25 protein-coding genes and 1 pseudogene are annotated in these 23,310 nt (G+C 62.2%); 12 read left to right on the top strand and 14 right to left on the bottom strand.

Going from position 1 to position 23,310, the window contains the following annotated elements; translation table 11 throughout:
- Positions 1–2 precede the first annotated feature (2 nt).
- Positions 3–797: a hypothetical protein gene (locus RA20_RS03340; protein ID WP_039124645.1), complete on the bottom strand. Its 795-nt coding sequence runs from the start codon at positions 795–797 to the stop codon at positions 3–5.
- A gap of 223 nt (positions 798–1,020) precedes the next feature.
- Here RA20_RS03340 and RA20_RS24525 point away from each other — a divergent pair, with 223 nt between their 5' ends.
- Complete coding sequence (locus RA20_RS24525; protein ID WP_052248803.1) at positions 1,021–1,683, top strand: glycine zipper 2TM domain-containing protein; 663 nt, start codon at positions 1,021–1,023, stop codon at positions 1,681–1,683.
- 65 nt (positions 1,684–1,748) lie between these two features.
- Here RA20_RS24525 and RA20_RS03330 read toward each other — a convergent pair whose 3' ends face one another.
- From RA20_RS03330 to RA20_RS03320, 3 genes are all read right to left on the bottom strand, one after another.
- Positions 1,749–2,732 carry an NAD(P)H-binding protein gene (locus tag RA20_RS03330; RefSeq protein ID WP_039124644.1) on the bottom strand — a complete coding sequence of 328 codons (984 nt, stop codon included), beginning with the start codon at positions 2,730–2,732 and terminating at the stop codon, positions 1,749–1,751.
- A 139-nt stretch (positions 2,733–2,871) separates the two neighbouring features.
- Entirely contained in the window at positions 2,872–3,069 is a 198-nt protein-coding gene (locus RA20_RS03325; RefSeq protein WP_241482204.1) for a hypothetical protein, read from the bottom strand.
- Positions 3,069–4,442 (bottom strand): MATE family efflux transporter, encoded by a 1,374-nt coding sequence (locus RA20_RS03320; protein WP_152618425.1) that lies wholly within the window; start codon positions 4,440–4,442, stop codon positions 3,069–3,071. Before RA20_RS03320 ends, RA20_RS03325 begins: the two co-directional genes overlap by 1 nt.
- A 120-nt stretch (positions 4,443–4,562) precedes the next feature.
- Between RA20_RS03320 and RA20_RS03315 the strand changes: the two genes are divergently transcribed.
- Positions 4,563–5,213, top strand: coding sequence for a TIGR02453 family protein (locus RA20_RS03315; protein WP_039124639.1), 651 nt, complete (start codon positions 4,563–4,565; stop codon positions 5,211–5,213).
- Between the two features lie 561 nt (positions 5,214–5,774).
- Here the strand turns inward: RA20_RS03315 and RA20_RS03305 are convergent.
- From RA20_RS03305 to RA20_RS03280, 7 genes and pseudogenes are all read right to left on the bottom strand, one after another.
- Positions 5,775–6,035, bottom strand: coding sequence for a hypothetical protein (locus tag RA20_RS03305; protein ID WP_039124632.1), 261 nt, complete (start codon positions 6,033–6,035; stop codon positions 5,775–5,777).
- A 13-nt stretch (positions 6,036–6,048) separates the two neighbouring features.
- A complete protein-coding gene (locus RA20_RS03300) occupies positions 6,049–6,981 on the bottom strand; it encodes a nickel/cobalt transporter (RefSeq protein ID WP_039124630.1) in 933 nt (310 codons plus the stop codon).
- Position 6,982: 1 nt separating this feature from the next.
- Positions 6,983–7,618 carry a DUF1007 family protein gene (locus tag RA20_RS03295; RefSeq protein ID WP_039124628.1) on the bottom strand — a complete coding sequence of 212 codons (636 nt, stop codon included), beginning with the start codon at positions 7,616–7,618 and terminating at the stop codon, positions 6,983–6,985.
- 62 nt (positions 7,619–7,680) lie between these two features.
- Positions 7,681–7,929, bottom strand: a pseudogene (locus RA20_RS24890) (polyphosphate kinase 2); the annotation flags it as partial.
- Between the two features lie 146 nt (positions 7,930–8,075).
- Positions 8,076–8,684 (bottom strand): carboxymuconolactone decarboxylase family protein, encoded by a 609-nt coding sequence (locus tag RA20_RS03290; RefSeq protein ID WP_039124625.1) that lies wholly within the window; start codon positions 8,682–8,684, stop codon positions 8,076–8,078.
- Positions 8,685–8,860: 176 nt separating this feature from the next.
- Positions 8,861–10,279, bottom strand: a complete 1,419-nt coding sequence (locus RA20_RS03285) for a pyridoxal phosphate-dependent decarboxylase family protein (RefSeq protein WP_039124623.1) — start codon at positions 10,277–10,279, stop codon at positions 8,861–8,863.
- Positions 10,280–10,426: 147 nt separating this feature from the next.
- Positions 10,427–11,140: a hypothetical protein gene (locus tag RA20_RS03280; protein WP_039124621.1), complete on the bottom strand. Its 714-nt coding sequence runs from the start codon at positions 11,138–11,140 to the stop codon at positions 10,427–10,429.
- Positions 11,141–11,297: 157 nt separating this feature from the next.
- Between RA20_RS03280 and parE the strand changes: the two genes are divergently transcribed.
- The 9 genes from parE to RA20_RS03230 all read left to right on the top strand — a co-directional run bounded on the left by parE (position 11,298) and on the right by RA20_RS03230 (position 19,832).
- Entirely contained in the window at positions 11,298–13,256 is a 1,959-nt protein-coding gene (gene parE / locus RA20_RS03275) for a DNA topoisomerase IV subunit B (protein ID WP_039124619.1), read from the top strand.
- Between the two features lie 4 nt (positions 13,257–13,260).
- Positions 13,261–13,482 carry a hypothetical protein gene (locus tag RA20_RS03270; RefSeq protein WP_039124617.1) on the top strand — a complete coding sequence of 74 codons (222 nt, stop codon included), beginning with the start codon at positions 13,261–13,263 and terminating at the stop codon, positions 13,480–13,482.
- Positions 13,483–13,620: 138 nt separating this feature from the next.
- Positions 13,621–14,427 (top strand): hypothetical protein, encoded by an 807-nt coding sequence (locus RA20_RS25290; protein ID WP_152618424.1) that lies wholly within the window; start codon positions 13,621–13,623, stop codon positions 14,425–14,427.
- A protein-coding gene (locus RA20_RS24885; protein ID WP_152618423.1) for an IS5 family transposase occupies positions 14,372–15,159 on the top strand; the annotation gives its coding sequence in 2 pieces (ribosomal slippage) (positions 14,372–14,708 and positions 14,708–15,159; 789 coding nt in all). Before RA20_RS25290 ends, RA20_RS24885 begins: the two co-directional genes overlap by 56 nt.
- A gap of 875 nt (positions 15,160–16,034) precedes the next feature.
- Positions 16,035–16,796 (top strand): hypothetical protein, encoded by a 762-nt coding sequence (locus RA20_RS03250; RefSeq protein ID WP_039124611.1) that lies wholly within the window; start codon positions 16,035–16,037, stop codon positions 16,794–16,796.
- A gap of 29 nt (positions 16,797–16,825) precedes the next feature.
- Positions 16,826–17,482 carry a DNA-3-methyladenine glycosylase I gene (locus RA20_RS03245; protein ID WP_039124610.1) on the top strand — a complete coding sequence of 219 codons (657 nt, stop codon included), beginning with the start codon at positions 16,826–16,828 and terminating at the stop codon, positions 17,480–17,482.
- 34 nt (positions 17,483–17,516) lie between these two features.
- A complete protein-coding gene (locus RA20_RS03240; protein WP_039124608.1) occupies positions 17,517–18,197 on the top strand; it encodes a hypothetical protein in 681 nt (226 codons plus the stop codon).
- A 98-nt stretch (positions 18,198–18,295) separates the two neighbouring features.
- The gene (locus RA20_RS03235) at positions 18,296–18,730 is read left to right on the top strand and encodes a DMT family transporter (protein WP_039124606.1); all 435 of its coding nucleotides are present in this window, start codon (positions 18,296–18,298) and stop codon (positions 18,728–18,730) included.
- Between the two features lie 55 nt (positions 18,731–18,785).
- Complete coding sequence (locus tag RA20_RS03230) at positions 18,786–19,832, top strand: hypothetical protein (RefSeq protein ID WP_039124605.1); 1,047 nt, start codon at positions 18,786–18,788, stop codon at positions 19,830–19,832.
- Between the two features lie 27 nt (positions 19,833–19,859).
- Here RA20_RS03230 and RA20_RS03225 read toward each other — a convergent pair whose 3' ends face one another.
- A complete protein-coding gene (locus RA20_RS03225; protein WP_039124603.1) occupies positions 19,860–20,177 on the bottom strand; it encodes a bactofilin family protein in 318 nt (105 codons plus the stop codon).
- Between the two features lie 281 nt (positions 20,178–20,458).
- On the opposite strand from RA20_RS03225, the gene RA20_RS03220 reads away from it, so the two are divergent.
- A complete protein-coding gene (locus RA20_RS03220) occupies positions 20,459–21,100 on the top strand; it encodes an imm11 family protein (RefSeq protein ID WP_039124601.1) in 642 nt (213 codons plus the stop codon).
- 192 nt (positions 21,101–21,292) lie between these two features.
- Here RA20_RS03220 and RA20_RS03215 read toward each other — a convergent pair whose 3' ends face one another.
- Both RA20_RS03215 and RA20_RS03210 read right to left on the bottom strand, forming a co-directional pair.
- Positions 21,293–21,976, bottom strand: coding sequence for an ABC transporter ATP-binding protein (locus RA20_RS03215; RefSeq protein ID WP_039124599.1), 684 nt, complete (start codon positions 21,974–21,976; stop codon positions 21,293–21,295).
- On the bottom strand, positions 21,969–23,255 hold the full coding sequence (locus RA20_RS03210) for a lipoprotein-releasing ABC transporter permease subunit (RefSeq protein WP_039124597.1): 1,287 nt from the start codon (positions 23,253–23,255) through the stop codon (positions 21,969–21,971). Before RA20_RS03210 ends, RA20_RS03215 begins: the two co-directional genes overlap by 8 nt.
- Between the last annotated feature and the right edge of the window lie 55 nt (positions 23,256–23,310).

The following is a 23,310-nucleotide window of genomic DNA, read 5'->3' as shown; positions in this document are numbered from 1 at the left end:
TCTCAGCCGCAGAACCGCGACCGCACCATGTAGGACCGGAAGCTTTGCCGCGGCAAAGGCTCTACCTTTTCTTGCGTTTGCAATGCCTGATACGGAACCGGCGGCTCCGGGACTGACCGCGCCCGCAGCCTGCTTGTCTCTCCAGCCCGCTCAAGATCGCGGCGCCTGAGGCGCTCCGCCTCCTGCTGCCTGATGTGCTGCTGCGCATTTTCTTGCGCCTCCAGGCCCAGCTCAAACAGGCGGCGGCCCGGCTGCGGATCAAGCAGCGCGGGATCCGGCACCTCCAGCCGGGCAATCTGGCAGATAGATTGTTCTTTCAATCCGGCCAGCCAGCTGCGGCCAGGGCGCGGCTGCCGCAGGGTCACGATATGGCCAGCCTTGCTCCCCAGCCCGCGGACGGCGAATTCCAAGGGCTCCGGCATTTCGAAATGCTGCGTTCCGGCGCCGAACAGGGCCTCTTCCCCCTGCCATTTGGTGCCGCTGGCAAAACGCAGGACAAAGCGCCCCGGCGGCACCAGCACTTTGAAAAAGGCGCCGCCCTCGATATAGGCAGCCAGCGCGGCCTCGCCGGTCCCGTGATCATGCAGCGTCAGAAAGTAGTCCGCCCCCTTTGGCGACTTCACCTGCAGCGGGAACACCGCTGGCAGCCCGGTCCGGTTCCACATCAGCCCCGGCCTCTGCGGCGGCCCAACGCCGGCGCTTTCCGCCGACAATGCGCCTGGCGCCAGCCACATTGCCAGCACGGCAGCCAGCAAGCCCATCTGCCGGAATACTGCAATTGCGCGCCGCCAGTTCATAGAAGCCATTCCCTTCCGCTGCGCCGTTGTTTCCACCGCCAGCCTAGCACATCCGCCGCCCTGCCACGGCCCGCCCGTCTTCAAAATCGCGGCATCGGCCTATTGGCAAGGCTCCGCCGCTTTCCACCCTGCCTGCCGCCGCCTCTGGACGCCTTGGCCGCCGCGTGATTGAGCATTGGAACCCCGGCCAGCCCGGCCGGGCAAAAGACGAAAGACCCCCAGCATGCGTCCCCTTGCTCCGCTCGCCATCGCTCTCCTCTGTGCCGTCACCGCCCTTCCTGCCGCAGCAGGCGGGCCGAAGGTCAAAGTGCAGAACAAAGGCGATCAGTACAAATACGAGTACAAGGACCATCGCTGCCAGTTCAAATACCAGGTCAAGTTCTCCAGCGGCGAGGTCAAGTCGCAGGAAAAGGGCGACTGCTCCCATATCGGCCATTTCCCGCAGTTTGCTCCGCCCGCAGCTGCCGGGCACCGGCACAAGCAGCAGCCCAGCGGGACCATTTTCACCTGCAACTCCCAATCGCTTGGCACGCTGCTGGGTACCGCGGCAGGCGCCGCGGCGGGTTCGCGGCTGGGTGACGGCGATGCGCTGGCGATTGCCGCAGGCTCGGTGCTGGGCGCGCTGCTGGGCAGCGAGATCGGCCAGCGCATCGACAGCCGCGACCGCCGCTGCATCGGCTCAGCCCTTGCATATGCCGGCAGCAATCAGATGTTCGATTTTGTGAACCGGGAGACCGGGCTGGATTACGCGCTGCGCCCGCTGCAGTGGAGCCGCCGCGGCGGCAGCCGCTGCCGCAGCTTTGATGCCCGGTTCGGCGAAGGCCGCTGGCGCCGCGGCCTGGCCTGCCACCAGGGCGGCGGCTGGCAGATCGTGGATCTGGATTGAACAGCCCGCCCCTATGAGCAGCCAACGCGGGCCCCGCCGGGGCGCGGCCCGCAAGCCTCTGTGACTTAAGACGCCTTGGCGCCCGCCGCGTCTTTCATCGCATCAACGCCCTTCTTCCACAGGTTGCCCTGCCACAGCTCTTCCAAGCCGGTTTCGCCGCTGGCGCCCTTGGTGGTCAGGTAGTCATAGTAGGAGGTCGGCTTATGGCCGGTGATGTTGTAGAAATCCGGGCTGCAGCGGGTGTAGAAACCATTGGTCAGATACTCGAAGAACTCAGCCCGGGTGGCGCCGAAATCGGCCTCGAACTGCTCCATCGACTGGGCGCGGTATTCGATCTCCTTGCCCATGGCGCGGCCCAGGTCGGCGGCGATTTCCGCCATCGACTGCGGCGCCGGGCCGGTGATGTCGTAGAACTTGTTGCCATGACGCTCCGCGCCTTCGCTCAGCACCACGGCTGCGGCTTCGGCAATATCGCGGGTCGCCACGAAGGAGTTGCGCATATCGCCCAGCGGGTTCGAGAACCAGCCCTCGTTTTCAATGGTTTCGCAATCGGTCTTCAAGAGGTGGTTCATGAAGAAGTTGTTGCGCAGCGCAGTGACGTTCAGGCCCGCATCGATCAGCGCCTTCTCGCCCCACCAGTAGTGCTGCAGCATCAGCGGAATGCCGGCACCGGCGCGCGAGGCATGGGTGTCTGCATCGTAGTCGGCGGTGTTGGTATCCGCGCCCATGCAGCTGACGCGCACCACATGCTTGATCTGTGCCTTGCGCTCCCCCAGCGCCTTGCAGAAATTCAGATGCCCTTCCAGCATCGGATCCAGCGAGGCGGAGTAGATCGCCGAGACGCCGTCCAGCGCAGCCTCCCAGGTGGCAGGCTCCGACAGGTCGAACTTGACCACCTCATCAGCGCCCAAGGATTTCAGCATCTCCGCCTTGGACTCGCTGAAGTAGCAGGCGCGTACGGTGAAGCCGCCGGCCTCTGCCAGGCGTGCGACCAGCTCGCGGCCGATGCGGCCGGTGGCCGAGGTGATCAGAACAACGGGTTTGGACATGGGAAAGCCTCCTGATGCCGCGCACCGCCACAAGGCAGCCCGCGCATGATTTGCAAATCTGCGCGGACCCTACAGCGGAGCCCTCATCCAGTACCCCCGAAACCCGACGCAAAATGCCACGGTTTCGCCAGAGGCTTCCTCACTCGGCGATGTCTTCCGCCCACAGCTCCGGCTTCTCGCGGATAAATCGCTCCATCAGCGCGATGCAGTCCGGATCATCGGCAATCGCCACCTCGACGCCTTTGGAGCGCAGGAAGTCCTCGTTGCCGCCAAAGGTCCTGATGTCGCCCACCACCACCCGCGGAATGCCGAACTGCAGGATGGTGCCGCTGCACATCACGCGGCCTGACCCACAGTCTTGATCGAGCGCCGCCAGAACCGCAGCATCAGGAACAGACCCGCTGCAGACAGGCCCGCCACCAGACCGGCCCAGACACCAATACCGCCCCAGCCCAGCAGGAATCCCATCACATAGGATGCCGGGATGCCCACCGCCCAATAGCTCAGCACCGCAATCACCATCGGCACGCCGGTGTCCTGCACCCCGCGCAGCAGCCCCAGCGCAATCGCCTGCATTCCGTCCATCATCTGGAACAGTGCCGCCGCCGCCAAGAGCCCCCCTCCGATCAGCAGAATCTCCGCCTTGCGCGGGTCTGCCGGGTCCAGGAACAGCGACATCAGCGGATCGGGAATGGTCAGGAACAGGGTGATCCCAACCACCGAGACCGCCAGCGACATCGCCGTCACCACCTTGCCGCCGCGCGCCATATGCGCCTGGTCCTGGCGGCCAAAAGCATTGCCGACCCGGACCGTGGCCGCATTGGACAGGCCAAGGTGCACCATAAACGTGAGCCCCGCCAGCGAGATCGCAATGCCGTGGGCGGCCAGCGGCACCGTGCCCAGCCAGCCCATCATCATCGCCGAGGCCGCAAACAGGCTGGTCTCGGCCAGCGTCGTCAGCCCGATCGGCGCCCCCATGCGGAATACTTTGCCCAGCATCTCCCAGTCGGGACGCTGGAAATTTTTCAGCAGCTCATGCTCCGGCAGCACCTTCAGCGCATAGGCCAGCACAAGGCCAAAGGACACGCCGTTGGTCACCAAAGAGGCAATCGCCGCCCCGGTGATCCCCAGCTCCGGCGCACCCCAGTTGCCGAAGATCAGCGCGTAGTTCACCAGCGCGTTCAGCACCGCCGCCAGCACCGACATCCACAGTACCACCTGGGTATGCTCCAGCGCCGCCAGATATGACTTGGCCACCATGTACAATAGCGCCGGAAAGATCGCCCAGCCGGCAATCCGCAGGTACTCCGCCGCATCATGCGCCACCGCCGCCTCCTGCCCCAGCATGAGCAGAATCGGCTCCGACCACCACAACAGCGGCACCGCCAGCGCACCATAGAGAAGCGACAGCCACAGCCCCATACGGGTCGAGCGGCGGATCTGCCGCTCCTCCCCGGCCCCGGCCGCTGCCGCAACCATCGGCATCACCGCAAAGGCAAAGCCCGACCCCAGGAGGAAGATCGAGAAGAAATAGGTCGACCCCAGCGTCACCGCCGCCAGTTCCTCCACCCCGTACCAGCCCAGCATGACGGTATCGGTGAGGCCGATGGCAAACTGCGCCACATGGCCGCCGATCAGCGGCAGCCCCAGCACGGCAATTGCGCGGGCATGGCCGCCGACGGACATCCCGGAAGTTTTGGTCGCTAACATACTCATACAGCCAGCCATATGACGGCCCGCATCCCCCCGCAAGAGCAGAGTTCCCTTGCCAGTGCACAGGGCATTGGTGGTATTCTGCACAAGGACCACACCCCCTGCAGGAGCCCCTTGATGCCCGACGCTTTCGCCCAGCTGATCCCCGACGCCCGCCGCTTTCTGGCCGGGCTTCAGCAGAACAACAGCCGGGAGTGGTTCAACGATCACAAGGAGCAGTACGAGACGCAGCTGAAAGCCCCGGCCCTGCTGCTGCTGGACGAGGTTGCCCAGGCAATTTCCAAGCGCAGCGGCGCCAAGGTCTCAACCAAACTGTTCCGCCCCCAGCGCGATGTGCGGTTTTCCAAGGACAAGACGCCCTACAACACCCATCTGCACATGATGTGGACGGTGAACGGCGCGGGCTGCGCGCTGTTCTTCGGCATCGCCCCCGATTACTGCACCGCCGGCGGCGGCCTCATGAGCTTCTCACCCCAGCAGACCACCCGCTGGCGCGAAGCGCTGGACGGCGCATGGGGGGATGAGGCCTCAGCCCTCCTCGGCGTGCTGGCGCTTGGCGGCTTCCCTGCCAAGGAGCCCGAGCTGAAGCGCGTTCCCTCCCCCTATGGCAAAGCGCATCCCCACGGCCCCCAGCTGCGCCGCAAATCGCTGACGCTGTGGCACGAGATGACCAAGCAAGAGCAAGCCGCCCCGATGGCCGCGCTGATGTCGGCGCATCTGACGCTGTCGCCGCTGTTTGCAATGCTGGATGATGCCCTGTCCGAATAGAGTTTCTTTGTTGCGCTAACAAAGGTCAGATAGCGAATGGGACAGAACAAGTAACCGCTATCATCACAGTCCAAAAATACATCCGAAAGCGAACATTCCACGCTCTGGGCCCTTTGATTTTGTACCAAGTCTCCCAGCCAGTGTAAGGCCACGAGCAATCGGAACCACTCCGCGATAACTGGCACTCCAGCATGCTTAGGTATTCAGCAAGAGTTTCGATGTAGCGCAGCTGCATCTGAGATCGGTATAAAGCAAGAAAGGCCAAGCCTGGCGGAATCCAAAGCACGTACTGAAAGTTTTCGAAGCCTACGCCCTCACCCGTAACATCGCTAGCTTTTGAGGGCGCGGTACTAAAGTACCATGCATAAACCGCAGACAATGCAGAGAAGAGGTAAACTTCAATCTTTTGTAGCTGATCGACTGCGTATGACATCTTTGCATGGCAGACATCGTATTCTTTAAACAGAAAACCCGACACCAATGTAACTCCGTTATCTCGCAACGACACCTTTAGTTAGTTTCGAGAGGGAGGAATTCAAGCTGAAGGCGAGTTATCTCTCCTTACCTGAACTTTGCCTTCCTCAAACCTGAGAATTTCGAACCGGCCCGCCAAAGGATCAACCCGGTTGCTAGAAGCGCACCAATGATTGCCCAGCCAACCGCAGGCTCCAGGACACGCGCCTCACTTTCCTCAAAAGGCTGGATCGGAAGCAGCGCATAAATGTCAAAGCCGGGCTCACCGATAGAAAGCCAAACCCAAAACGCACCCAGGACAAACGGCAAGGCGATCAGTTTCAACAGCGTGCCTCTCACCTGCTGCATGGGCCGGCCTCTCTCACAAACCCCGCAGCATGATCTGGCTGGCCAGCACCGCCACCACGGCGCCCGCCAGGATCTCCAGCAGCGCCGCGGCCCGCAGCGCGCCGGTGCCCTCCATCTGCGCCAGCGCGCCCTTGCGCATGGTGACTGCTGCAGCCGCAACCGCCACGGTCACGGTCGCCGTGCCCAGCCCCATGGCAAAAGCCCCGGCAATCCCGGCCCAAAGGACGCCCATGCGCCAGGTCAGCAGCAGCAGAAACACCGCTCCGGTGCAGGGCCGCAGCGCCACTGCCCCCACAATCGCCAGCGCATCGCGCAGGGAGTGGGCACCGGCGGCCTCCTCCATCGTCGGACCATGGCGGTGCCCGCAAGAGGCGCAGACCCCGTCTTCCTGATCATGCCCGTGATGGTGACTATGATGATGATGCCCCGCATGCGCCTCTGCTTGAACAGCACGGCTCGCCAGCAGCCGCCGCACGCCGCGCAGCAGCAGCCATAGGCCGACAAGGGCGATCAGCCCGTACGACACCGGCGCCAGAACGTCCTCTGCCGCGCTGGTCAGCTGCTCGCGCCCCCAATCGAGCAGCAGCAGCCCGCCTGCGACCAGAACCACCGCAGTGGCCGCCTGCGCCAGCGAGGACGCCAGCGCCAGCCCTGCCAGCCGGGTCAAAGGCACCGGCTTGCCCATGCCGTAGCCGCCGATCACCAGCTTGCCGTGGCCGGGCCCGGCGGCGTGGAAAAAGCCATAGGCAAAACACAAGGACAAGAGCGCCAGCAGCGCCCCAGGCTCGCCGGCCCGCAGCGCCCGCAGCCCCCGCGCCATGGCATTCTGCGCCTCGCGCTGGCCTTCGGCAGCCCAGGCCGAGACCGCTCCGGACCCGCCAAAACCCCAAAGCCAAACCGCCGAAGCCGCCACACTCAGCGCTGCTATTGTTAATAGAACCTTCACCTTACGCGCCGCAGCTCAAGCGCAGGGTATCGGCAAAAGCCTCCCCGACTTTCGGATAGCTCTCCTCAGCCTGCTCTGCCGGCATTGCATAAAGCAGCTCCTCCACCATGGTATAGGCCTGATCCAGGTTGGGCGGCGTGATACTGCCCTGGCAGCCGCCGGTGACCTCAAGCCCCCGGTTCACGGTATAGGCAGTGTAATAGGTTGGATCATAGGCCTTGATCACCACCCCGTCAGCCGCTTGCGGCTGCACCAGCGCCCTGCGGTGCCGTGTGGTTATCCGCCCGTCTGCAACCTCCGTCGACAGATGCTCCGGTGCACCCAGCGCCAGCGCCTCGCCGTCCAGCGTCAGATAGGTATCGCCCTCGTACCCCTCGACCCAGGACATATCAAAGCCCTGCAGCTGCGCCAGTTCCTCCGCCGTCAGCGTCCCGTCATAGTCGCTGTCCAGCGCCCGGTCCTCGAAGATCAGAAGCGAATAGAACTCGTCATAGGCCCAGGTGATCTCCACCGCCTGCAGTTCTCCGGCTTCCGAGACAACAACCTTCACGGCAGTATCGACAAAGATATGCGGATGCGACCCGGCCGCCGCCGGAGCCAGCAGAGACACCGCAAGAAAAGGACCAAAACACTTCATGCCGAAAGATCTAAGCCCTGCACCGCACACCCGCAACAGCTAGCACGCGATGCAAGCAGGTTTCAGCGGGCGCGGGTCTCGGGATGCAGCGCCTTGCACAGGATATGATCGGACTGATGGATCACATAATGCGCCTGGCCCGCGATCAGCGGATCGGACGACTGAGCGGTCTCCAGGTCCTTGCCGGGGCAGGCCAGCACCGGCTGGAAATGCCCCATGCAATCCAGCCGCGCCCGTTTCTTTCAGTTCGGCTTGGTCACCGTCCAGGCCGCATCCGCGGTGCCGGTGTAAAAGAACATCGCTTCCCTGGCTGACCGCCCGCGCCCCGGATCCGCGCTGACCAGCCTCAAAAGATGCACCGCCGGCACGAAAAAAGCGGCCCCTTTAGGCCGCCTGCTTCTTTCTGGTTTGAAATACCCCGGGATGAGCGCGCCTGGCGCGCGAGGGGCAGCGCCCCTTATGTGTGCCCCCAGTCCTGCGGGTCCTCCGAGTTGTTCGGGCTCAGCCCCAGCACATCCCCCTTGACCGAGCATCCCAGCCCCAGCACCGTCCGGTTGGCATAAGAAAAATAGGCGGTCACCTGGTTGATCTCCAGGATCTCGCCGTCATCAAACCCGGCCTCGCGCAAGGCCGCCACATCCGCTTCGCTAACGCTGGCAGGCGCCTCGGTCAGCTTGCGCGCATAGCCCATCGCGGCGATCTGCGCAGGATCCAGCGGCGCGGCACCCGGATCGCGCGCTTCAATTGCTGCCCGGACCGCCAGCCCGCGCGCCTCATCCCCCAGCAGCCGCTGCAGGCCTGCAAAATGATGCTCGACGCAGTAGGCGCAGTCGTTCAAGGACGACACCCACACCCCCAGCACCTCCAGAAACCACTTGGGGATCTTGTTGCCGGTGTGGTGCAGCACATTCTTGTAGATCGCCATATGGCCTTCCATCGAATGCGGCCGCAGCGAGTGCACCATCATGATGTTGTCGACATTGTTCCCCGGCCCGGTCACCCGCTCATACAGTTTCTTCAGCTTGCCGGTTGCCTCTTCAAAAGGAACGGTCCTGATCCAAGCCATATTTCTCTCCCTGACTGTTTGCCCAGGAGAGTAGCCGCTGCGCTTTGCGAGGAAAGCAGAAACGGAACGTCAAACACCGCTCTATTCGGAACGTGAGGCGCAAGCCGCACGGCCCGCGCCTGACCTTCCTCCCGGGAAGGCGCGAACCTTGTGCTGCCGCAAGTGAGCTGCGCAATCTAGGCTTGGCTGGCTTCGCGTGCCACGGCTGCAATCGCCGCCGTTACATCCGCTTCGCGGCTGCGGTGGTTGACGATGGCGGCCCGCAGCATCACCCGGCCTTGCGACCTTGTGGTCGAGAACACGGCCTCGCCGCTTTCCTGCAGGGTTTGGGCAATGCGCGCATTCACATCCGACTGCGCCTCAGGCTCCAGATCGCTGCGCGCGGTGAAAACGCAGACATTGGACACCACCGGCGCCCCCAGTTCCATCAAGGGTTGCGCCTCCACCTCTGCCGCCATGAAGGACGCCAGCTCGCAGTTCCCGGTGATCGCCTCCGAGAACGCCGCCTCGCCATAGGTCTCCAGCGCCGTCCAGATTTTCAAGGCCCGGTTGCCGCGGGACAGATCGATGCCGTAATCGCAGAACCACGGCTCGCCGCCCGCCAGCCCGCCCTCGGCGCCCTCCAGATAAGAGGGGCGCGCCGCAAAGGCCGCCCGGTGCTCGTCCTCGTTGCGCAACAGCGCCATGCCGCAGTCATAGCCCACATACATCCACTTGTGGAAATCCAGCGCAATACTGTCAGCCCGGCCGATCCCGTCGGACAGCGACCGGTAAGGCTCTGCTGCAATCCGCGTCCAGGCGCCAAAGGCCCCGTCCACATGCAGCCACAGACCCAGTTCCGCCGCCGCATCCGCCAGCGCATTCAGATCATCATAAAGCCCCAGATCCACCGATCCGGCGGTGCCGACCACAAGAAACGGCACGGCCCCGGCGGCCTTGTCTCCGGCAACCATCTCGGCCAGAGCCGCACAATCCATTTTACCGCCGGCCAAAGGCACCTTGCGCAGATTTTCCGAGCCAATGCCCAGAAGCTCCACAGCCTTCAGTGTCGCATTATGCACGCCCTCGCCCGCATAAGCCGTCAGCCTTGCAGACCCCTGCCCGCTCTTGCGCAGGTCTTTCAGCACCCGGAGGCGCGCCGCCTGAAAGGCTATCACCGTGGCCTGCGACGTCCCCGTCACCAGCAGCCCGCTGGCGCCCTCCGGCATCCCCATCTTGCGGCGGGTCCAGTCAACCACCGCACGCTCCATATAGTTCGCGCCATGGTCGCGCCCGCCCATATTGGCGTTCACCGCAGCCGCCGCCAATGAGCTGATCAGATCCGAGGCCAGCCCTGATCCCTGCACCCAGCCCCAGAACCGCGGATGGGTGTTGCCGCCATGATAGGGCAGCACATCCGAGATGATCCGGTTCACGGTTTCCTGCGGCCCCCGCGCCTCGGCTGTCACCGCGTAGCGCGCATCAATGTCTTCCGGAACCGGCTGCCAGGGACGCTCCGCGGCTGCCTGCATCTGGTCCAGCGCCGCCTCCAGCATCCGCTGCGCCTCGGCCCGGAATGCCGCCCAATCCTGCGTCCTGATCCCCTTCTCAGCCACCTGCGCGCCCTCCTCATGTGCTTAGCTGGCCGCAGATGTACCCCGCAAAGGCTGCAACTGCAGCAATATTCTCCCATCTGCGGCAATCTGAAAACAATGGTTCGGGTTTTTGCGAGGCATTGCCCAGCAAAGATTGGAACCGCATGCTCAGTGGAACTGAACGAAGCGCGTGATCTGCTGCTTGCTGTATCCTAGGTGCGGCAGCATTTCTTCCATGAACCTCTGCCAAGGCTGTCCGGAATAAGTGTGAGAAGCAAAGTTCGAAACGCAGGTTCTGGAGTTGTGAGTATATTCAACCTGCCAGTCGGAGAAGCCGAATATCAGAAACCGCTCCCCGTCCCGGGCGCAAAACGCATCCAAGGGTGCAACGTCCAGCAGCTTGTCTGCCGCTTCAGCGCTGATCCGAGCTTCCCTCTCCTTAAAGGGCAGCTTCTGCGCCGGCATGTTCTCGACGGTAACCCGCGCGCTCTCCACATTTCCGAATGCACGATTGTGCAGAGGTTTGGCGGTCTTCTGCGTCAGCAAGGCCCCGCTAGGGCTCCGCTCGATTCTAAAGACTGCCGGCAGTTCGCCAGGAGGACCCAAGAGAATTCTAAGCCCCCACTCACCGGTCTTCCGCTGATGGCCATTCCACGCGGCTTCCTGAAACGACGCCAGATGAAAGTTCCACCTTCGCTCCCAGAACGACAGGTCTTCGAACTGAGTATCACCAGGCAGGTAATTTCTACCCACCCACCCTTCTGGATAAAACCAACTGCTATTCTTAATCACCGGGCCAACAATTCCGTCCCGTGCCGCATGTCCAGCAGCACACCCGCTCAGCATCAGCGCCAAGCCCGCCGCTATCGCAACTTTCCGCATCCGCAATACTCTGCCTGAAATTGATTTCCGAATTCCGTCAAATCACTATACGCAGGAAAGCGCGGTTATCCACAGCCCCTAGCGGCCCTCTTCCACCCGGCCACAACACCTGCCATAATACCCGTCAACCAAAACCAAGGAAGAGCAGCTCCCGCACATGGCCGACGACCTCCTCAGCACGCCCGCAGCCGAGACCTATGACGCCTCCTCGATCGAGGTTCTGGAAGGCCTTGAACCGGTCCGCCAGCGCCCCGGCATGTATATCGGCGGCACCGATGAGCGCGCGCTGCACCATATGGTCGCCGAGATCCTCGACAACTCCATGGACGAGGCCGTCGCGGGCCACGCCAACCGGATCGAGGTGACGCTGCATTCCGACTACGCCGTCACCATCTCGGACAACGGCCGCGGCATCCCGATCGATCCGCACCCCAAGTTCCCGGACAAATCCGCGCTGGAGGTGATCCTCTGCACCCTGCATGCGGGCGGCAAGTTCTCCGGCAAGGCCTACCAGACCTCCGGCGGCCTGCACGGCGTCGGCTCCTCGGTGGTGAATGCGCTCTCGGATTCCATGGTCGTGCAAGTTGCCAAGAACAAGGAGCTGTTCGAACAGCGCTTCTCCCGCGGCCTGCCGCTGGGCGGCGTTGAGAAGATCGGCGCGGCGCCGAACAAGCGCGGCACCTTCGTCACTTTCCACGCGGACGAGGAAATCTTCGGCCACCACCGCTTCAAGCCCAAGCGCCTGTTCACCCTGGTCCGTTCCAAGGCCTACCTGTTCTCCGGCGTCGAAATCCGCTGGAAGTCCGAGATCGACGACGGCGAAACCCCGCAAGAGGCCACTTTCCACTTCCCCGGCGGCCTCAAGGACTACCTGACCGAGGTGCTGGGCAAATCATCCGTCTACGCAGACGTGCCTTTTGCCGGCAAGGTCGAGTTCCGCGAGAAATTCGGCGAGGCGGGCTATGTGGAATGGGCGATCAACTGGACACCCTCGCGCGACGGCTTCACCCAGTCCTACTGTAACACCGTCCCCACGCCTGAGGGCGGCACACACGTAACGGGCTTCTGGTCCGCGATCCTCAAGGGCATCAAGGCCTACGGCGAGCTGGTCGGCAACAAGAAGGCCGGCCAGATCACCCGTGACGACCTGATGACCGGCGGCTGCGCCCTGGTCTCCTGCTTCATCGCCGACCCCGCCTTTGTCGGCCAGACCAAGGACCGCCTGTCGACGGAATCCGCCAACAAGATGGTGGAGAACTCGGTCCGCGACCATTTCGACAACTGGCTCGCCGCCGACACCAAATCCGCCGGCGCCATCCTCGACTTCCTGATCCTGCGCGCCGAGGAACGGCTGCGCCGCAAGCAGGAGAAAGAGACCCAGCGCAAATCTGCCACCAAGAAACTGCGCCTGCCCGGCAAGCTCACCGACTGCACGTCGAAAGACCGCTCCGGCACCGAGCTGTTCATCGTTGAGGGCGACTCGGCGGGCGGCTCCGGCAAGGGCGCCCGCAACCGCACCAACCAGGCGCTGCTGCCGCTCAAGGGCAAGATCCTGAACGTGCTTGGCGCCGCCTCCAACAAGCTCGGCTCCAACGCCGAGATCAACGACCTCTGCGAGGCGCTTGGCGTCGGCCTTGGCACCAAGTTCAACCTTGACGATCTGCGCTATGACAAGATCATCATCATGACCGACGCGGACGTCGACGGCGCCCATATCGCGTCGTTGCTGATGACCTTCTTCTTCACCCAGATGCGCCCGCTGATCGACGGCGGCCACCTCTACCTCGCCTGCCCGCCGCTGTTCCGCCTGACGCAAGGAGCGAAACGCGTCTACTGCCTGGACGAGGCCGAGCGCGACACATGGCTGGAGAAGGGCCTGGGCGGCAAGGGTAAGATCGACGTCTCCCGCTTCAAAGGTCTTGGCGAAATGGACGCCAAGGACCTGAAAGAGACCACCATGGACCCCGCCACCCGCAAGCTGATCCGCGTCACCATCGACGAGGACGAGCCCGGCGAGACCGGCGACCTGGTCGAGCGCCTGATGGGCAAGAAACCCGAGCTCCGCTTCCAGTATATCCAGGAAAACGCGAAGTTCGTGGAGGAGCTGGACGTCTAAGCCGATGGCGTTCAAGCTTTTCGCCGGGTTATTCTTAGCGCTGCATCTGTTCTTTCTCGCCCTTCTTTACCTCAAGGCGAGGGAGAAAGACCCATCGCTTGGCATCCTGGGTTTCTGGTTTGGACGTGCGCGGCCTCACCCAGCGCTTCAGTTTCTCATGCTGCTGGCATCCGCAAGCACAGCCGCAGTGCTAACAGCCATCATCGACGCTGTGTTTTTCTCCTGATCGCAGTGGTTGCATTCACCAGCCACACGCATAGTGTGAGGCGAAGAGAGAAATAACCCGAGCTCCGCTTCCTGTGTTTCCAAGAAAACACGAAAATTGTGTGTGTGGGGGGGGGGTAGGATGTTTGAGGGAGCCTAAGTGGTAAAGGTTTTCACTGATCATTCTGATCAGCGCCATAAAAGCTGGTGCTATCATTGCTCCCGGACTTTGGGTTCTAGAGAAACCAATCGGGAGCACATTCCAACAAAAAACATACTGACAAAACCATATCCAGAGAACTTGCCAGTTGCTGCAGTTTGCGCAAAATGCAACGAGAGCTATTCTCTGGATGAACAGTACTTTATTGCCTTTTTGTCCGCAGTATTGTCCGGAACCACGGATCCAAATCTACAGGTAAATAATGCTGGCAAAAGCGCTCTTAAGGATCCGAAGCTTCGCGGCCGAATTGAGCGCAGCAAGCGTGAGTACGTAACGATAGGTGGCGAGAAGGTAACACTGTTCGAGCCGGAAGCTGATCGTATCAACAACGTTGTTATCAAAAACGCTCGTGGTCATGTTTTCTTTGAAAACGGTGAACCAAAATTTGAAGAGCCACTTTTCTGCGATGTATTTCCACTGCAAACAGCCAGTGATGAACAGTTAAATGCAATATTCCCGCTGCAGCACTTCGATGTTTGGCCGGAAGTCGGCAGCCGATGGATGCAGCGGCTTGTAGCGGAAAGTGGGTTCGACGACCAAGGATTCTATGTCGTTCAGCCGGAAGTCTACAGGTTTAGACTAGATTTTGATCACGGAGTCACAATCAGATCCGTAATTCATGAATACCTAGGCCGTGTTGACAAAAGGGATTCACAGGCAGAGCTGAACGTGATTCAAGCTGGTATCTGCGATGGAGACCAGCTTGGCACGAGACCTTATGTCGGACGAAGAATGGGTGTTCTTTGAGCGTTTCATCCTTTCTGCCCGCGCCCCGAACGGACGCAAACCTACCAACCACCGGCTTGTTCTTGACGGGATATTCTGGATTGCCCGGACGGGTGCCCCATGGCGCGATCTGCCGGAAGAGTTTGGCAAGTGGTCGAGCGTCTACCGCCAGTTCCGGCGCTGGACGCTGGCGGGGCTATGGGAGGAGATCCTGGAGGCCCTGAACGAAAGCGGGGCCGTGCCAGACGCCCTGCAAATGATCGACAGCACCGTGATCCGGGCCCATCATCAGGCAGCGGGTGCAAAAGGGGGACTCCGCGACAGGGTTTCGGCCGTTCTAGAGGTGGGTTCACGACCAAGATCCACCTCCTCGTCAACGCGCATGGTCTGCCTATGAGAACCGAAATCACGCCAGGGCAAACGTCCGACTATCTAGGCTTTGACCTGGTCATGGCAGAAAATCTGCCCCAGCCTAAGATATTGCTGGCCGACCGCGGCTATGACGCTGACGGCATTCGTAAGTCTATGAATGGCCGTGGCGTTCGCCCCGTGATCCCCATGCGCCGGTCCCGCAAGAAACGCGTCGGTGTGGATCGTTCCTTGTACCGGCTTAGAAACTTGGTCGAACGATGCTTCAACAAGCTCAAGAACGCCCGCAGGGTCGCAACCCGCTACGACAAGACAGCCGAAAGTTTCCTTGGCTTCGTCGATATTACGTCTATCCGCCTATGGCTGCGACATTTGTCAACATGACCTAGCGACGATAGTTGCATGGGAATTTTGAGTTAGTCCTGATGGTTCAAGGAACCCTAGGAATTTTCCTGCCCCTTTCTCACAACACAAGGCCCGCACCTGACCTTGGGGAGGCGTGAAGCGCCTTCGTCATGCTGAAAGCATGCCTCCGGCATGACGGGAAGGTCAGGCGCGGGCCGTGCGGCTAACGCCTCACGTCCCATGAGACACCCTGCCAGCGCCGCTCTTTGATTTGCACGGTCGGGTGCGAAGGGCTCCGCCCGTCCACACTTCAAACCGTCCCCCGGACGGTTTGCCGCTGCGGGAACCGGCGTGAACTCCCGGATGTAAGGTCAGGCGCGGGCCGTGCGGCTAACGCCCCACACCCAAGGGGGCACACCGCCCTCGCTTCTTCTTTGCAAAATACTCCCGCCGGAGGCATCCAACAGGCGCCGTAAACACCAAGGCCTAGGTGTTGCGCACCCGCCGCGCGCCCCGCTTTCCCTGCCTTAACTCCGCTCTGCCATACTCCAATCCGTCGCGGCACCGGTGCGGACTGACATCCCGTACCATCAGGAGATACGGGAATCCCCAAGACCACCTCCTCATCGGGTGCAGGGGTTCTCCGCAAAAGAAGCTTTCGAGCGGACATGGGGCCTCCCGCCCCAGCCGGCCCTCCGCCACAGGCCCGCTTGGGTCATGGCGGCGCCGCCACCTCTTAACGGCCTAGTAAATCCAACAGGCCCAACAGCCCCAGGCAGCAGCCGCCCGGACGGAGCCCCTCTCCGCTCGGCATAAAACCTATTCCCCCGGTGACAGCTTCGTGAAGCCTGTTGCCTGAAACCCCTTTCCCTTCTTATGGTTAGGCCAGCCAATCACAACTATGAGACACGGGCATGGCCTTCATCGCAGACAACCAGCTGCCGCTGCTCCTGCTGTTCTTCTTTGCAGGCCTCGCTGCCACTGCCTTCCTGTTCCGCAAACCCGCAGGGCATCAGGCCTGGAAACTGGCCGATCTGGTCTGGGTGCTGCTTGGCGGTTTCGGCGCGCTGGTGGCAGTGATCTCGGGCATCTACGCCTCTGACAGCTCGCGGCTTGAGCGCCAGATCGACATCGCCTATGCCGCCACCGCGGCCTTTGACCGCGACGCCGCCCGCTTCCGCCTGCGCTTTTGCGATCCTGCCTATGACGCCGACATCGCGGTGCTTTGCGAAAAGGTCGAATTCCTCTCCGCCTCCACCGCGGGCAACGCCGAACTGCCGCTGTTCATCGCAGTCACGGATGAGGTCGCCCCCCTGCGCGGCCTCAGCTTCCTGTTCGGCGGCGGTGAGGAAAAGGACGAAATGGAGGAAATGGAGGCCAAAGCCAGCGCCTTTGACCCCGAGGCCTTCCTGGTCTTCACCTCGCTCGACGCACCCGCCCAGGCCGCGGTGGACAACATGCGCCGCAAGGTGCCTGCGATCGCCGGCGACTACCTGATCATCGCCCGTGCCTATGACGACCTGATCGGCCATGTCGCTACCCTGAAAGAGGAATGGGAGTTCCTGCAGGACAACGCCCATATCCTGGTGCTGCAGATCATCGCACTGTGCCTCGTCAGCTTCGCCGCCCCCTTCCGCCTCGGCAAATCCATTGTCGAGCTGCGCGCCCGCCGCTAACCTGATCCGGCCCCCAGCAGAGGTTTCCCATGCGCTCCTTCGACGAGATCTATGCCATCTCCGCAGACCGCCACGGCGGGCCCGGGGCGCTGGAAGAGAAGCTGGGCAAACCCGACCCGGAGATTACCAAGCTGCCCGAGGACCGCTGGCTGTCGGTGATGACCAAATGCATCTTCCAGGCGGGCTTCAACTGGAAAGTCATCGAGGCCAAATGGGACGGGTTCGAAGAGCTGTTCCACGGCTTCGAACTGGGTCCTTGCGCCTTTATGGACGACCGCGAGTTCGACGCCATCCTCGGCGATACCCGCGTGGTCAGGAACGGCGCCAAACTGGCCACCGTGCGCGCAAACGCCAGCCTGCTGATGGAGCTGCGCGATCAGGGCGGCGCGGGAGAAGTGCTGGGCGGCTGGGCCTCCACCGATTACATCGGACTGCTGGAAATGCTGAAAAAACGCGGCAGCCGCTTGGGCGGAAACACAGGGCAGTATGCTATGCGTTTTGCGGGCCGCGACAGTTTCATCCTGTCCCGGGACGTCACCGCCCGCCTCATGGCTGAAGGCGTCATCGACAAACCCGCCAGCTCCAAAGCAGCCATGAAGGCGGTCCAGGGGGCCTTCAACACCTGGATGGAGCAATCCGGCCGCTCGCTCAATGAAATCAGCCGCGTGCTGGCGTTCAGTTGCTGAAGCGCGCCGCACCCGGCAGGGAACTCAACCGCCTATGATCCGCTACCTGCTCCTCGCCTGTCTGTTCCTCGCCGCCTGCGGGCGCCCGCTGACGGAGACCGAGCGCGCCTATCTCGACGGAATTCACGGCGCCAGCCTCGATGCGGACAAGGTGCGGCTGGTGAAGGGCGCGCCAGTCGGGGCCGTCACCTTCCGCCGCATGCCCCGTCCCCGTGTCACCTGCCGCGAGCGTATCCTGCCGCCGGTGAAAGAAGAGGTCGTCACCTCCAAGCCCGCCGCCGTTGCCCTGTTCAACCGGATCTTCTTCGTCAAGGACTGGTACACAGAGAACTACCTGCCCGATTATCCGCAGAAACTGCACCTGGTCGAGGCAATGCTGCTCGCGCATGAGGCCACCCATGCCTGGCAATGGCAGAACCGCAAACGCACCGGCTATCACCCGCTGCGTGCCGCTGTTGAGCATGGCGGCCGCCGCGACCCCTACCTGTTCGACCTGGAAGGGGATCCGGACTTCCTCAGCTACGGCTACGAGCAGCAAGGCGCCATCATCGAGGAATACGTCTGCTGCCGGGCGCTGGCCCCGCAGGCTGCCCGCACCAAGCGCCTGCACCGGATGCTGTCTGATGCAATGCCGGTCAGCGATCTGCCGCAAAGCCGCGAGCACGACGTCTTCCTGCCCTGGAAAGGTGCCGAGCTGAAAGGCATCTGCGATTAGCACACCGCTGCAGATTGTCCTCACCGCCGCAACGTAGCCCTTGCGTTTCCGGGCGGCATTCCGCCACAACTCTCTTGCAACCGGACAGGAGCCGCCCGATGACCCAATACGCCCTCATCATGCTGGCCGCAGGCCTTGGCATCCCGGTTCTGGCGGCACTGAACGCGGCCCTGGGCAAGCTGATCGGCTCTCCCGCTTCGGCTGCCGTCGTGCTGTTCCTGATCGCGCTGATATCAACCATTGCCTACGCGCTGATCGCCGGCCCGCAGGCGCTGGCCAAGATCCCCGCCGCCCCCAAGCATCTTTTGCTGGCAGGCGTTCTTGTCGCCTTCTATGTTCTGTCGATCACCCATGTCGCGCCGCATTTCGGTGTCGGCAATGCGGTGTTCTTCGTGCTGATCGGCCAGCTGATTTCAGCTGCGGCCATTGACCACTTCGGGCTGTTCGGCGCCCAGATCAGCCCCCTGACCCTGACCCGCGCCGCCGGCATCTCGGTGATGGCGCTGGGGGTCTGGATCACTCAGATGGCGTGAGCCCGCCACGGATCAACCGTGGCTTTCCTCAAAATGCTTTGGCACCGCTTTTTGAATGAGCATTGAAACCATGATGAACGTCATTGAGTCTTACTTTCATACGCCCAAACTCCCGGACCCCATCCATTTAGATCTTGCCGAGTTGAGAGGTGGCGGTTTCTGCCCCTCTCAGTTCTACGGCAAGACCCGCGACGACTTGGACGTTTACGCCCGTTACAGAGGCGGGCATTTGTACGTTAAACTCGGCTATGAAGCGGGCGATGATGCCTATCGGGACGGTTTCAAAATACTGGACGCAAACATCGGGCCGCCCGGTGACGGGACCATGTCGCTACCCCAGTTCTGCCACTGCACCGGCAGCACGGTCGACGGCACTGTACCTGAGGAACTCGGCCGCGATTTCCATCGCTGCCGGGATCTGTCCGGCGCCACTTCTTTTTGGGGTGCCCGCGTTCGCTATCTGACCCCCAAGACGTCGCGCAAAATCCTGGCCGCGTGGCACGCAGCACTGCCGGATGCCCTGCTAGTAGAGCCGGTGCGCAGTGAAGGGACAGGCTTTCAAGGCCTCAGGGAAACAACCTTTGAGGAGGCCAGGGCGTCCAGCCTCTGGCTGGTCAGCGGTGCCTCCCGTGTGCGTGACATTCCCATCTGCCCGGACTTCTATGTCCGGCCAAAGCCGGGTCAGCTTCAGGTCTCCCTCCATTACGGTTTGTGGGACAGCTCAAGCCGCCTTCGCAAGACCTGGGACTATCAGACTGCCTGCCAAGACACCGGCCAGGCTCTGCTGGTTGCCGGCCAGCCCGATATGCCTGAAGATGCAACGCTGCCCTATGAAGATATGATCATGAGCACAGAGTTTCCGTCTGACCACAAAATGCACCAAAGACGTCTGACCCGTCTGATGGAGCGGATCAGGTCAATGCTGCAGGAAACCAAGCTGGAACAGGTGGAACTCACCAGCGGAAACACCGTCGCGCATCTGACCTGCCCGCTCGATCCGGAGCTGAGAAAATGGTGCGCTCAGGGGCCTGACCGCTGGATATCCCTGCGTAAGGAGAACCGGAACGCCCCGTGGACCGGGATACGCCCGGTCCGGGACTAAGGCTCCATAGGCTTGCAACCCGTGGCGTCAGCCCTTGCCGGAGATTTTGATATTGCCCTGCAGCTGGGCACCGCTTTCGGTGGCCATGGTCTTGGCCGAGACATCGGCCTGCACCTGCGAACTCGCTGCCAGGCGCAGGTCGTCGCATTGAATCTTGCCTTTGTACTTGCCCTCAACGGTCACCGATTGCGCCGACAAGGCGCCATCGACGGCGCCGCCGGCATGCACGGTCACCGCTTGCGCCGACAGGTCGCCTGCCACCTTGCCGCGCACTTCGACGCTGCCTTGGGAGGAGGTGATATTGCCCTCGATGGTCACATCTTCTTCGATCACAGAGTTCGCCACGTCTCAGCCCTTTGTCTTGCGCGTTTGATGCCAGCCTAGCCCGGAAGCCGCGGCTTGGCCACCTGATAGCAAGCACGCGCCGCAGGCCAAAGCCCGCCTGCGGCGCCCGGCAGAGTTCCGCTTACGTTTACGGCTTTCAGGACTTTCCTGACCAGATGACAGCAAAACCATCTCAAAGCCTCAGAAACCGAAGGCAAGAGCAAAGCCTCTCTAGGCGCGGTGACAGCAAGCGGATAAAGTCAGACAGACTGCGAGAAAGTATTCAGAGAATTCCAAAATTCATGTTTTGCTACGAACTCTACGGCGATTACACCAGCGAGGACTTCGAGTCTTGCGGCTGGTCCGAAACCGAGGAAAAACGCACCCCCCGGCCAGGCGGTTATTGGAACCCGCATGACGGCCGTTTTCTGCCGGATGGCCGCATGCACCCTGAAGATCAGGAACGTATGTCCTCCCTTTGGGTACGCGTAGCACGAAAAACGCACAAACCACTGCAAGTGATTGGGGAATTCAGTTTCCTGCAAGGAAAAAATGCCGCCTTTGAGAAGGATTTAGCTCTTGGCACCCGCGAAAGAGACCCCGACGGAATAGACCTGATCCATCAGCCGAAAGTCTGGAGCAATATCGCAAATGCGCCAGTCACGCATCCTGCGTTTTACTTCGTGAACATTCTTCGCCGCATCGAAAGCTGGGACGAAGATGAGACGGAGATCATTGGAACTAGACCTGTGGATGGTTACTATACCAGGTTCGGCATTCGCGGCGGCACGCGCGTATTGAAAAGGTCAGCGGTGAAAGGGGCATGGCTGTGGCGGGATGCCAAAACACTGCATGTTCTCTGTTCAGAGGAGTTCAAGTCTTTCGCAGAAGGTATCGGCTGCCGCGGGCTGTCCTTCGGACGAGTGAAAGTGTCCGAACGTTAGCTGCCATTTCCCAGAACAGCAAATTCCGCCTGAGTTGCTGTTTCTGATCCCGTCGGCAGACCAAAACCCTGGGACGGAACCTTGCGCGGCCTCTGCCCCTTTTCATCTTGCTGAAAATATTCTCGTCCCTTTGCCCGGCAGGCGGATTTACTACCGGGTGGGAACGGCACTGCGCCCTTGGGCGCAGGCTGGTTACACCGGCACCAGCAGCCCGTTATCGAGCTTGACCTGCCGGTCCATCCGGGCCGCCAGCTCCAGGTTGTGGGTGGCGATCAGCGCCGACATTCCGGTGCCGCGCACCAGTTCCATCAGCGCCGCAAATACCTGATCCGAGGTGCCGGGGTCCAGATTGCCGGTCGGTTCATCCGCCAGAAGCACCCGCGGCGCATTGGCCAGCGCGCGGCAGAAGGCCACCCGCTGCTGCTCGCCGCCGGACAGCGCCGCCGGGCGGTGGTCCGCGCGGGCGGCCAGGCCCACGGTGGCCAAGAGATCAGCCGCCCGCGCAGCGGCGGCTTTCTGCGAGGTGCCGTTGGCCAGCTGCGGCAGCACGATGTTTTCCAGCGCGGTGAACTCGGGCAGCAGGTGGTGGAACTGATAGACAAAGCCCACCTCCTGGCGCCGAACCCGGGTACGGCGGCGGTCGCCTTTGCGGGTGATGTCCTCGCCAGCCACCCGCACCTCGCCGCTGTCCGGCGTGTCCAGCAGGCCCGCGATATGCAGCAGGGTTGACTTGCCCGCGCCCGAGGGAGCGACCAGCGCCACAACCTCGCCCGCCTGCAGGGTCAGATCGGCGCCGCGCAGCACATCCACCTGCCCCGGCGTGCCCGGCAGATAGGATTTGGCGATCCCTTTCAGCTCCAGCGTGATCTCACTCATAGCGCAGCGCCTCCACCGGGTTCAGCCGCGCCGCGCGGCGGGCCGGGAAAATGGTCACAAAGAAGGACAGCCCCAGCGACAGGGCAATGGCCGACAGCACATCCGCCAGCTTCAGCTCGGCCGGCAGCGCATAGATGCCGCGGATCGACGGGTCCCAGACACCGCCGCCCATCAGGTAGTTCACGAAGGAGAAGATCGGGTCGATATAGAGCGCAAACAGGCAGCCCAGCACCACGCCGCAGACCGTGCCAAGAACACCGGTGAAGGCGCCGCAGATGAAGAACACCCGCATGACGGATCCTTCGCTGAGGCCGATGGTGCGCAGGATTCCGATGTCGCGGCCCTTGTTCTTGACCAGCATGATCAGCCCCGAGACAATGTTCATCGCCGCAATCAGCACCAGGATCGACAGGATGATGAACATCACATTGTCCTCGACCTCCAGCGCCCGCAGGAAGCCGCCGGAGGCATCGCGCCAGGTCCAGATGCCAGCCGTGCTCCCCACTGTCTGCAGGACGGCAATCGACATCGCATCGACGTTTTCCGGATCCTCGACCATCACCTCAATCTCATCCGCCACGCCCTCGCGGTTGAAGAAGCTCTGCGCCTCGGCAAACGGCAGGTAGACGCGGGTGCGGTCAATGTCCCAGCGGCCTGCGGTGAAGATATAGACCACCTCATAGGCATTGACCCGCGGGCTGGTGCCAAAGGCGGTTTTGACCCCGTTGGGGGAGATCAGCTTGATCTTGTCGCCGACCGTGACACCCAGTTCGCGGGCGACGCCGGAACCGACAGCGATACCTTGGCCGAAGCGCGACAGATCCCCAATCGCCTCCTCGCTTTGAGCAACCCCAGGGATGCCCTTGATATCCTCGGCAGAGATCCCGAATACCTGCACACCAGCATTGCGCTGGCGGCGGTTGGCCATCACCTGCCCCTTTACCAGAGGCGCGGCCCGGATGACCCCGGGCACTGCGGCAACCTGATCCGCCAGCGCCTGATAATCCTTCAGGGTGCGGTCCACCACCCCGGCCTCATTCACTTCGCCGTAGGAATAGAGCGTGACATGGGCATTGGCGCCGAGAATGGTGCCGACAAATTCCGACCGGAAACCCGAGCGCACCGCCAGCGTGGCGATCAGCGCAAAGACCGCCAGGGTAATGCCGATGAAGCTGATCCAGGTCATCACGCTGACGCCGCCCTCGGCCTTGCGGGCCCGCAGATAGCGCCAGGCGATGATCCATTCGAAACGGGAAAACGGCGGAGGTGATGTGGCCATAAAGGGGTCCTGCCCGGAAGTTTTGCGCCAACCTGAGGGCTGGCGCCTCCGGGGT

This window comes from Leisingera sp. ANG-Vp (assembly GCF_000813725.1).
In the GTDB taxonomy this organism is placed as follows: Bacteria; Pseudomonadota; Alphaproteobacteria; order Rhodobacterales; family Rhodobacteraceae; genus Leisingera.
The sequence above is the reverse complement of the archived record's forward strand: the minus strand, read 5'-3'. Positions and strand labels throughout refer to the sequence as shown.

What these genes read in the sequence shown, in the direction of transcription:
- RA20_RS24525 (WP_052248803.1), top strand. Translation starts at nt 1,021, where the DNA reads ATGCGTCCCCTTGCTCCGCTCGCCATCGCTCTCCTCTGTGCCGTCACC.
- RA20_RS03280 (WP_039124621.1), bottom strand. Translation starts at nt 11,140, where the DNA reads ATGCGGAAAGTTGCGATAGCGGCGGGCTTGGCGCTGATGCTGAGCGGG.
- RA20_RS03235 (WP_039124606.1), top strand. Translation starts at nt 18,296, where the DNA reads ATGACCCAATACGCCCTCATCATGCTGGCCGCAGGCCTTGGCATCCCG.
- RA20_RS03325 (WP_241482204.1), bottom strand. Translation starts at nt 3,069, where the DNA reads ATGTGCAGCGGCACCATCCTGCAGTTCGGCATTCCGCGGGTGGTGGTG.
- RA20_RS03330 (WP_039124644.1), bottom strand. Translation starts at nt 2,732, where the DNA reads ATGTCCAAACCCGTTGTTCTGATCACCTCGGCCACCGGCCGCATCGGC.
- RA20_RS03270 (WP_039124617.1), top strand. Translation starts at nt 13,261, where the DNA reads ATGGCGTTCAAGCTTTTCGCCGGGTTATTCTTAGCGCTGCATCTGTTC.
- RA20_RS03250 (WP_039124611.1), top strand. Translation starts at nt 16,035, where the DNA reads ATGGCCTTCATCGCAGACAACCAGCTGCCGCTGCTCCTGCTGTTCTTC.
- RA20_RS03290 (WP_039124625.1), bottom strand. Translation starts at nt 8,684, where the DNA reads ATGGCTTGGATCAGGACCGTTCCTTTTGAAGAGGCAACCGGCAAGCTG.
- RA20_RS03210 (WP_039124597.1), bottom strand. Translation starts at nt 23,255, where the DNA reads ATGGCCACATCACCTCCGCCGTTTTCCCGTTTCGAATGGATCATCGCC.
- RA20_RS03220 (WP_039124601.1), top strand. Translation starts at nt 20,459, where the DNA reads ATGTTTTGCTACGAACTCTACGGCGATTACACCAGCGAGGACTTCGAG.
- RA20_RS03295 (WP_039124628.1), bottom strand. Translation starts at nt 7,618, where the DNA reads ATGAAGTGTTTTGGTCCTTTTCTTGCGGTGTCTCTGCTGGCTCCGGCG.
- RA20_RS03315 (WP_039124639.1), top strand. Translation starts at nt 4,563, where the DNA reads ATGCCCGACGCTTTCGCCCAGCTGATCCCCGACGCCCGCCGCTTTCTG.
- RA20_RS03230 (WP_039124605.1), top strand. Translation starts at nt 18,786, where the DNA reads ATGAGCATTGAAACCATGATGAACGTCATTGAGTCTTACTTTCATACG.
- RA20_RS03245 (WP_039124610.1), top strand. Translation starts at nt 16,826, where the DNA reads ATGCGCTCCTTCGACGAGATCTATGCCATCTCCGCAGACCGCCACGGC.
- RA20_RS03305 (WP_039124632.1), bottom strand. Translation starts at nt 6,035, where the DNA reads ATGCAGCAGGTGAGAGGCACGCTGTTGAAACTGATCGCCTTGCCGTTT.
- RA20_RS03240 (WP_039124608.1), top strand. Translation starts at nt 17,517, where the DNA reads ATGATCCGCTACCTGCTCCTCGCCTGTCTGTTCCTCGCCGCCTGCGGG.
- RA20_RS03340 (WP_039124645.1), bottom strand. Translation starts at nt 797, where the DNA reads ATGAACTGGCGGCGCGCAATTGCAGTATTCCGGCAGATGGGCTTGCTG.
- RA20_RS03215 (WP_039124599.1), bottom strand. Translation starts at nt 21,976, where the DNA reads ATGAGTGAGATCACGCTGGAGCTGAAAGGGATCGCCAAATCCTATCTG.
- RA20_RS03320 (WP_152618425.1), bottom strand. Translation starts at nt 4,442, where the DNA reads ATGTTAGCGACCAAAACTTCCGGGATGTCCGTCGGCGGCCATGCCCGC.
- parE (WP_039124619.1), top strand. Translation starts at nt 11,298, where the DNA reads ATGGCCGACGACCTCCTCAGCACGCCCGCAGCCGAGACCTATGACGCC.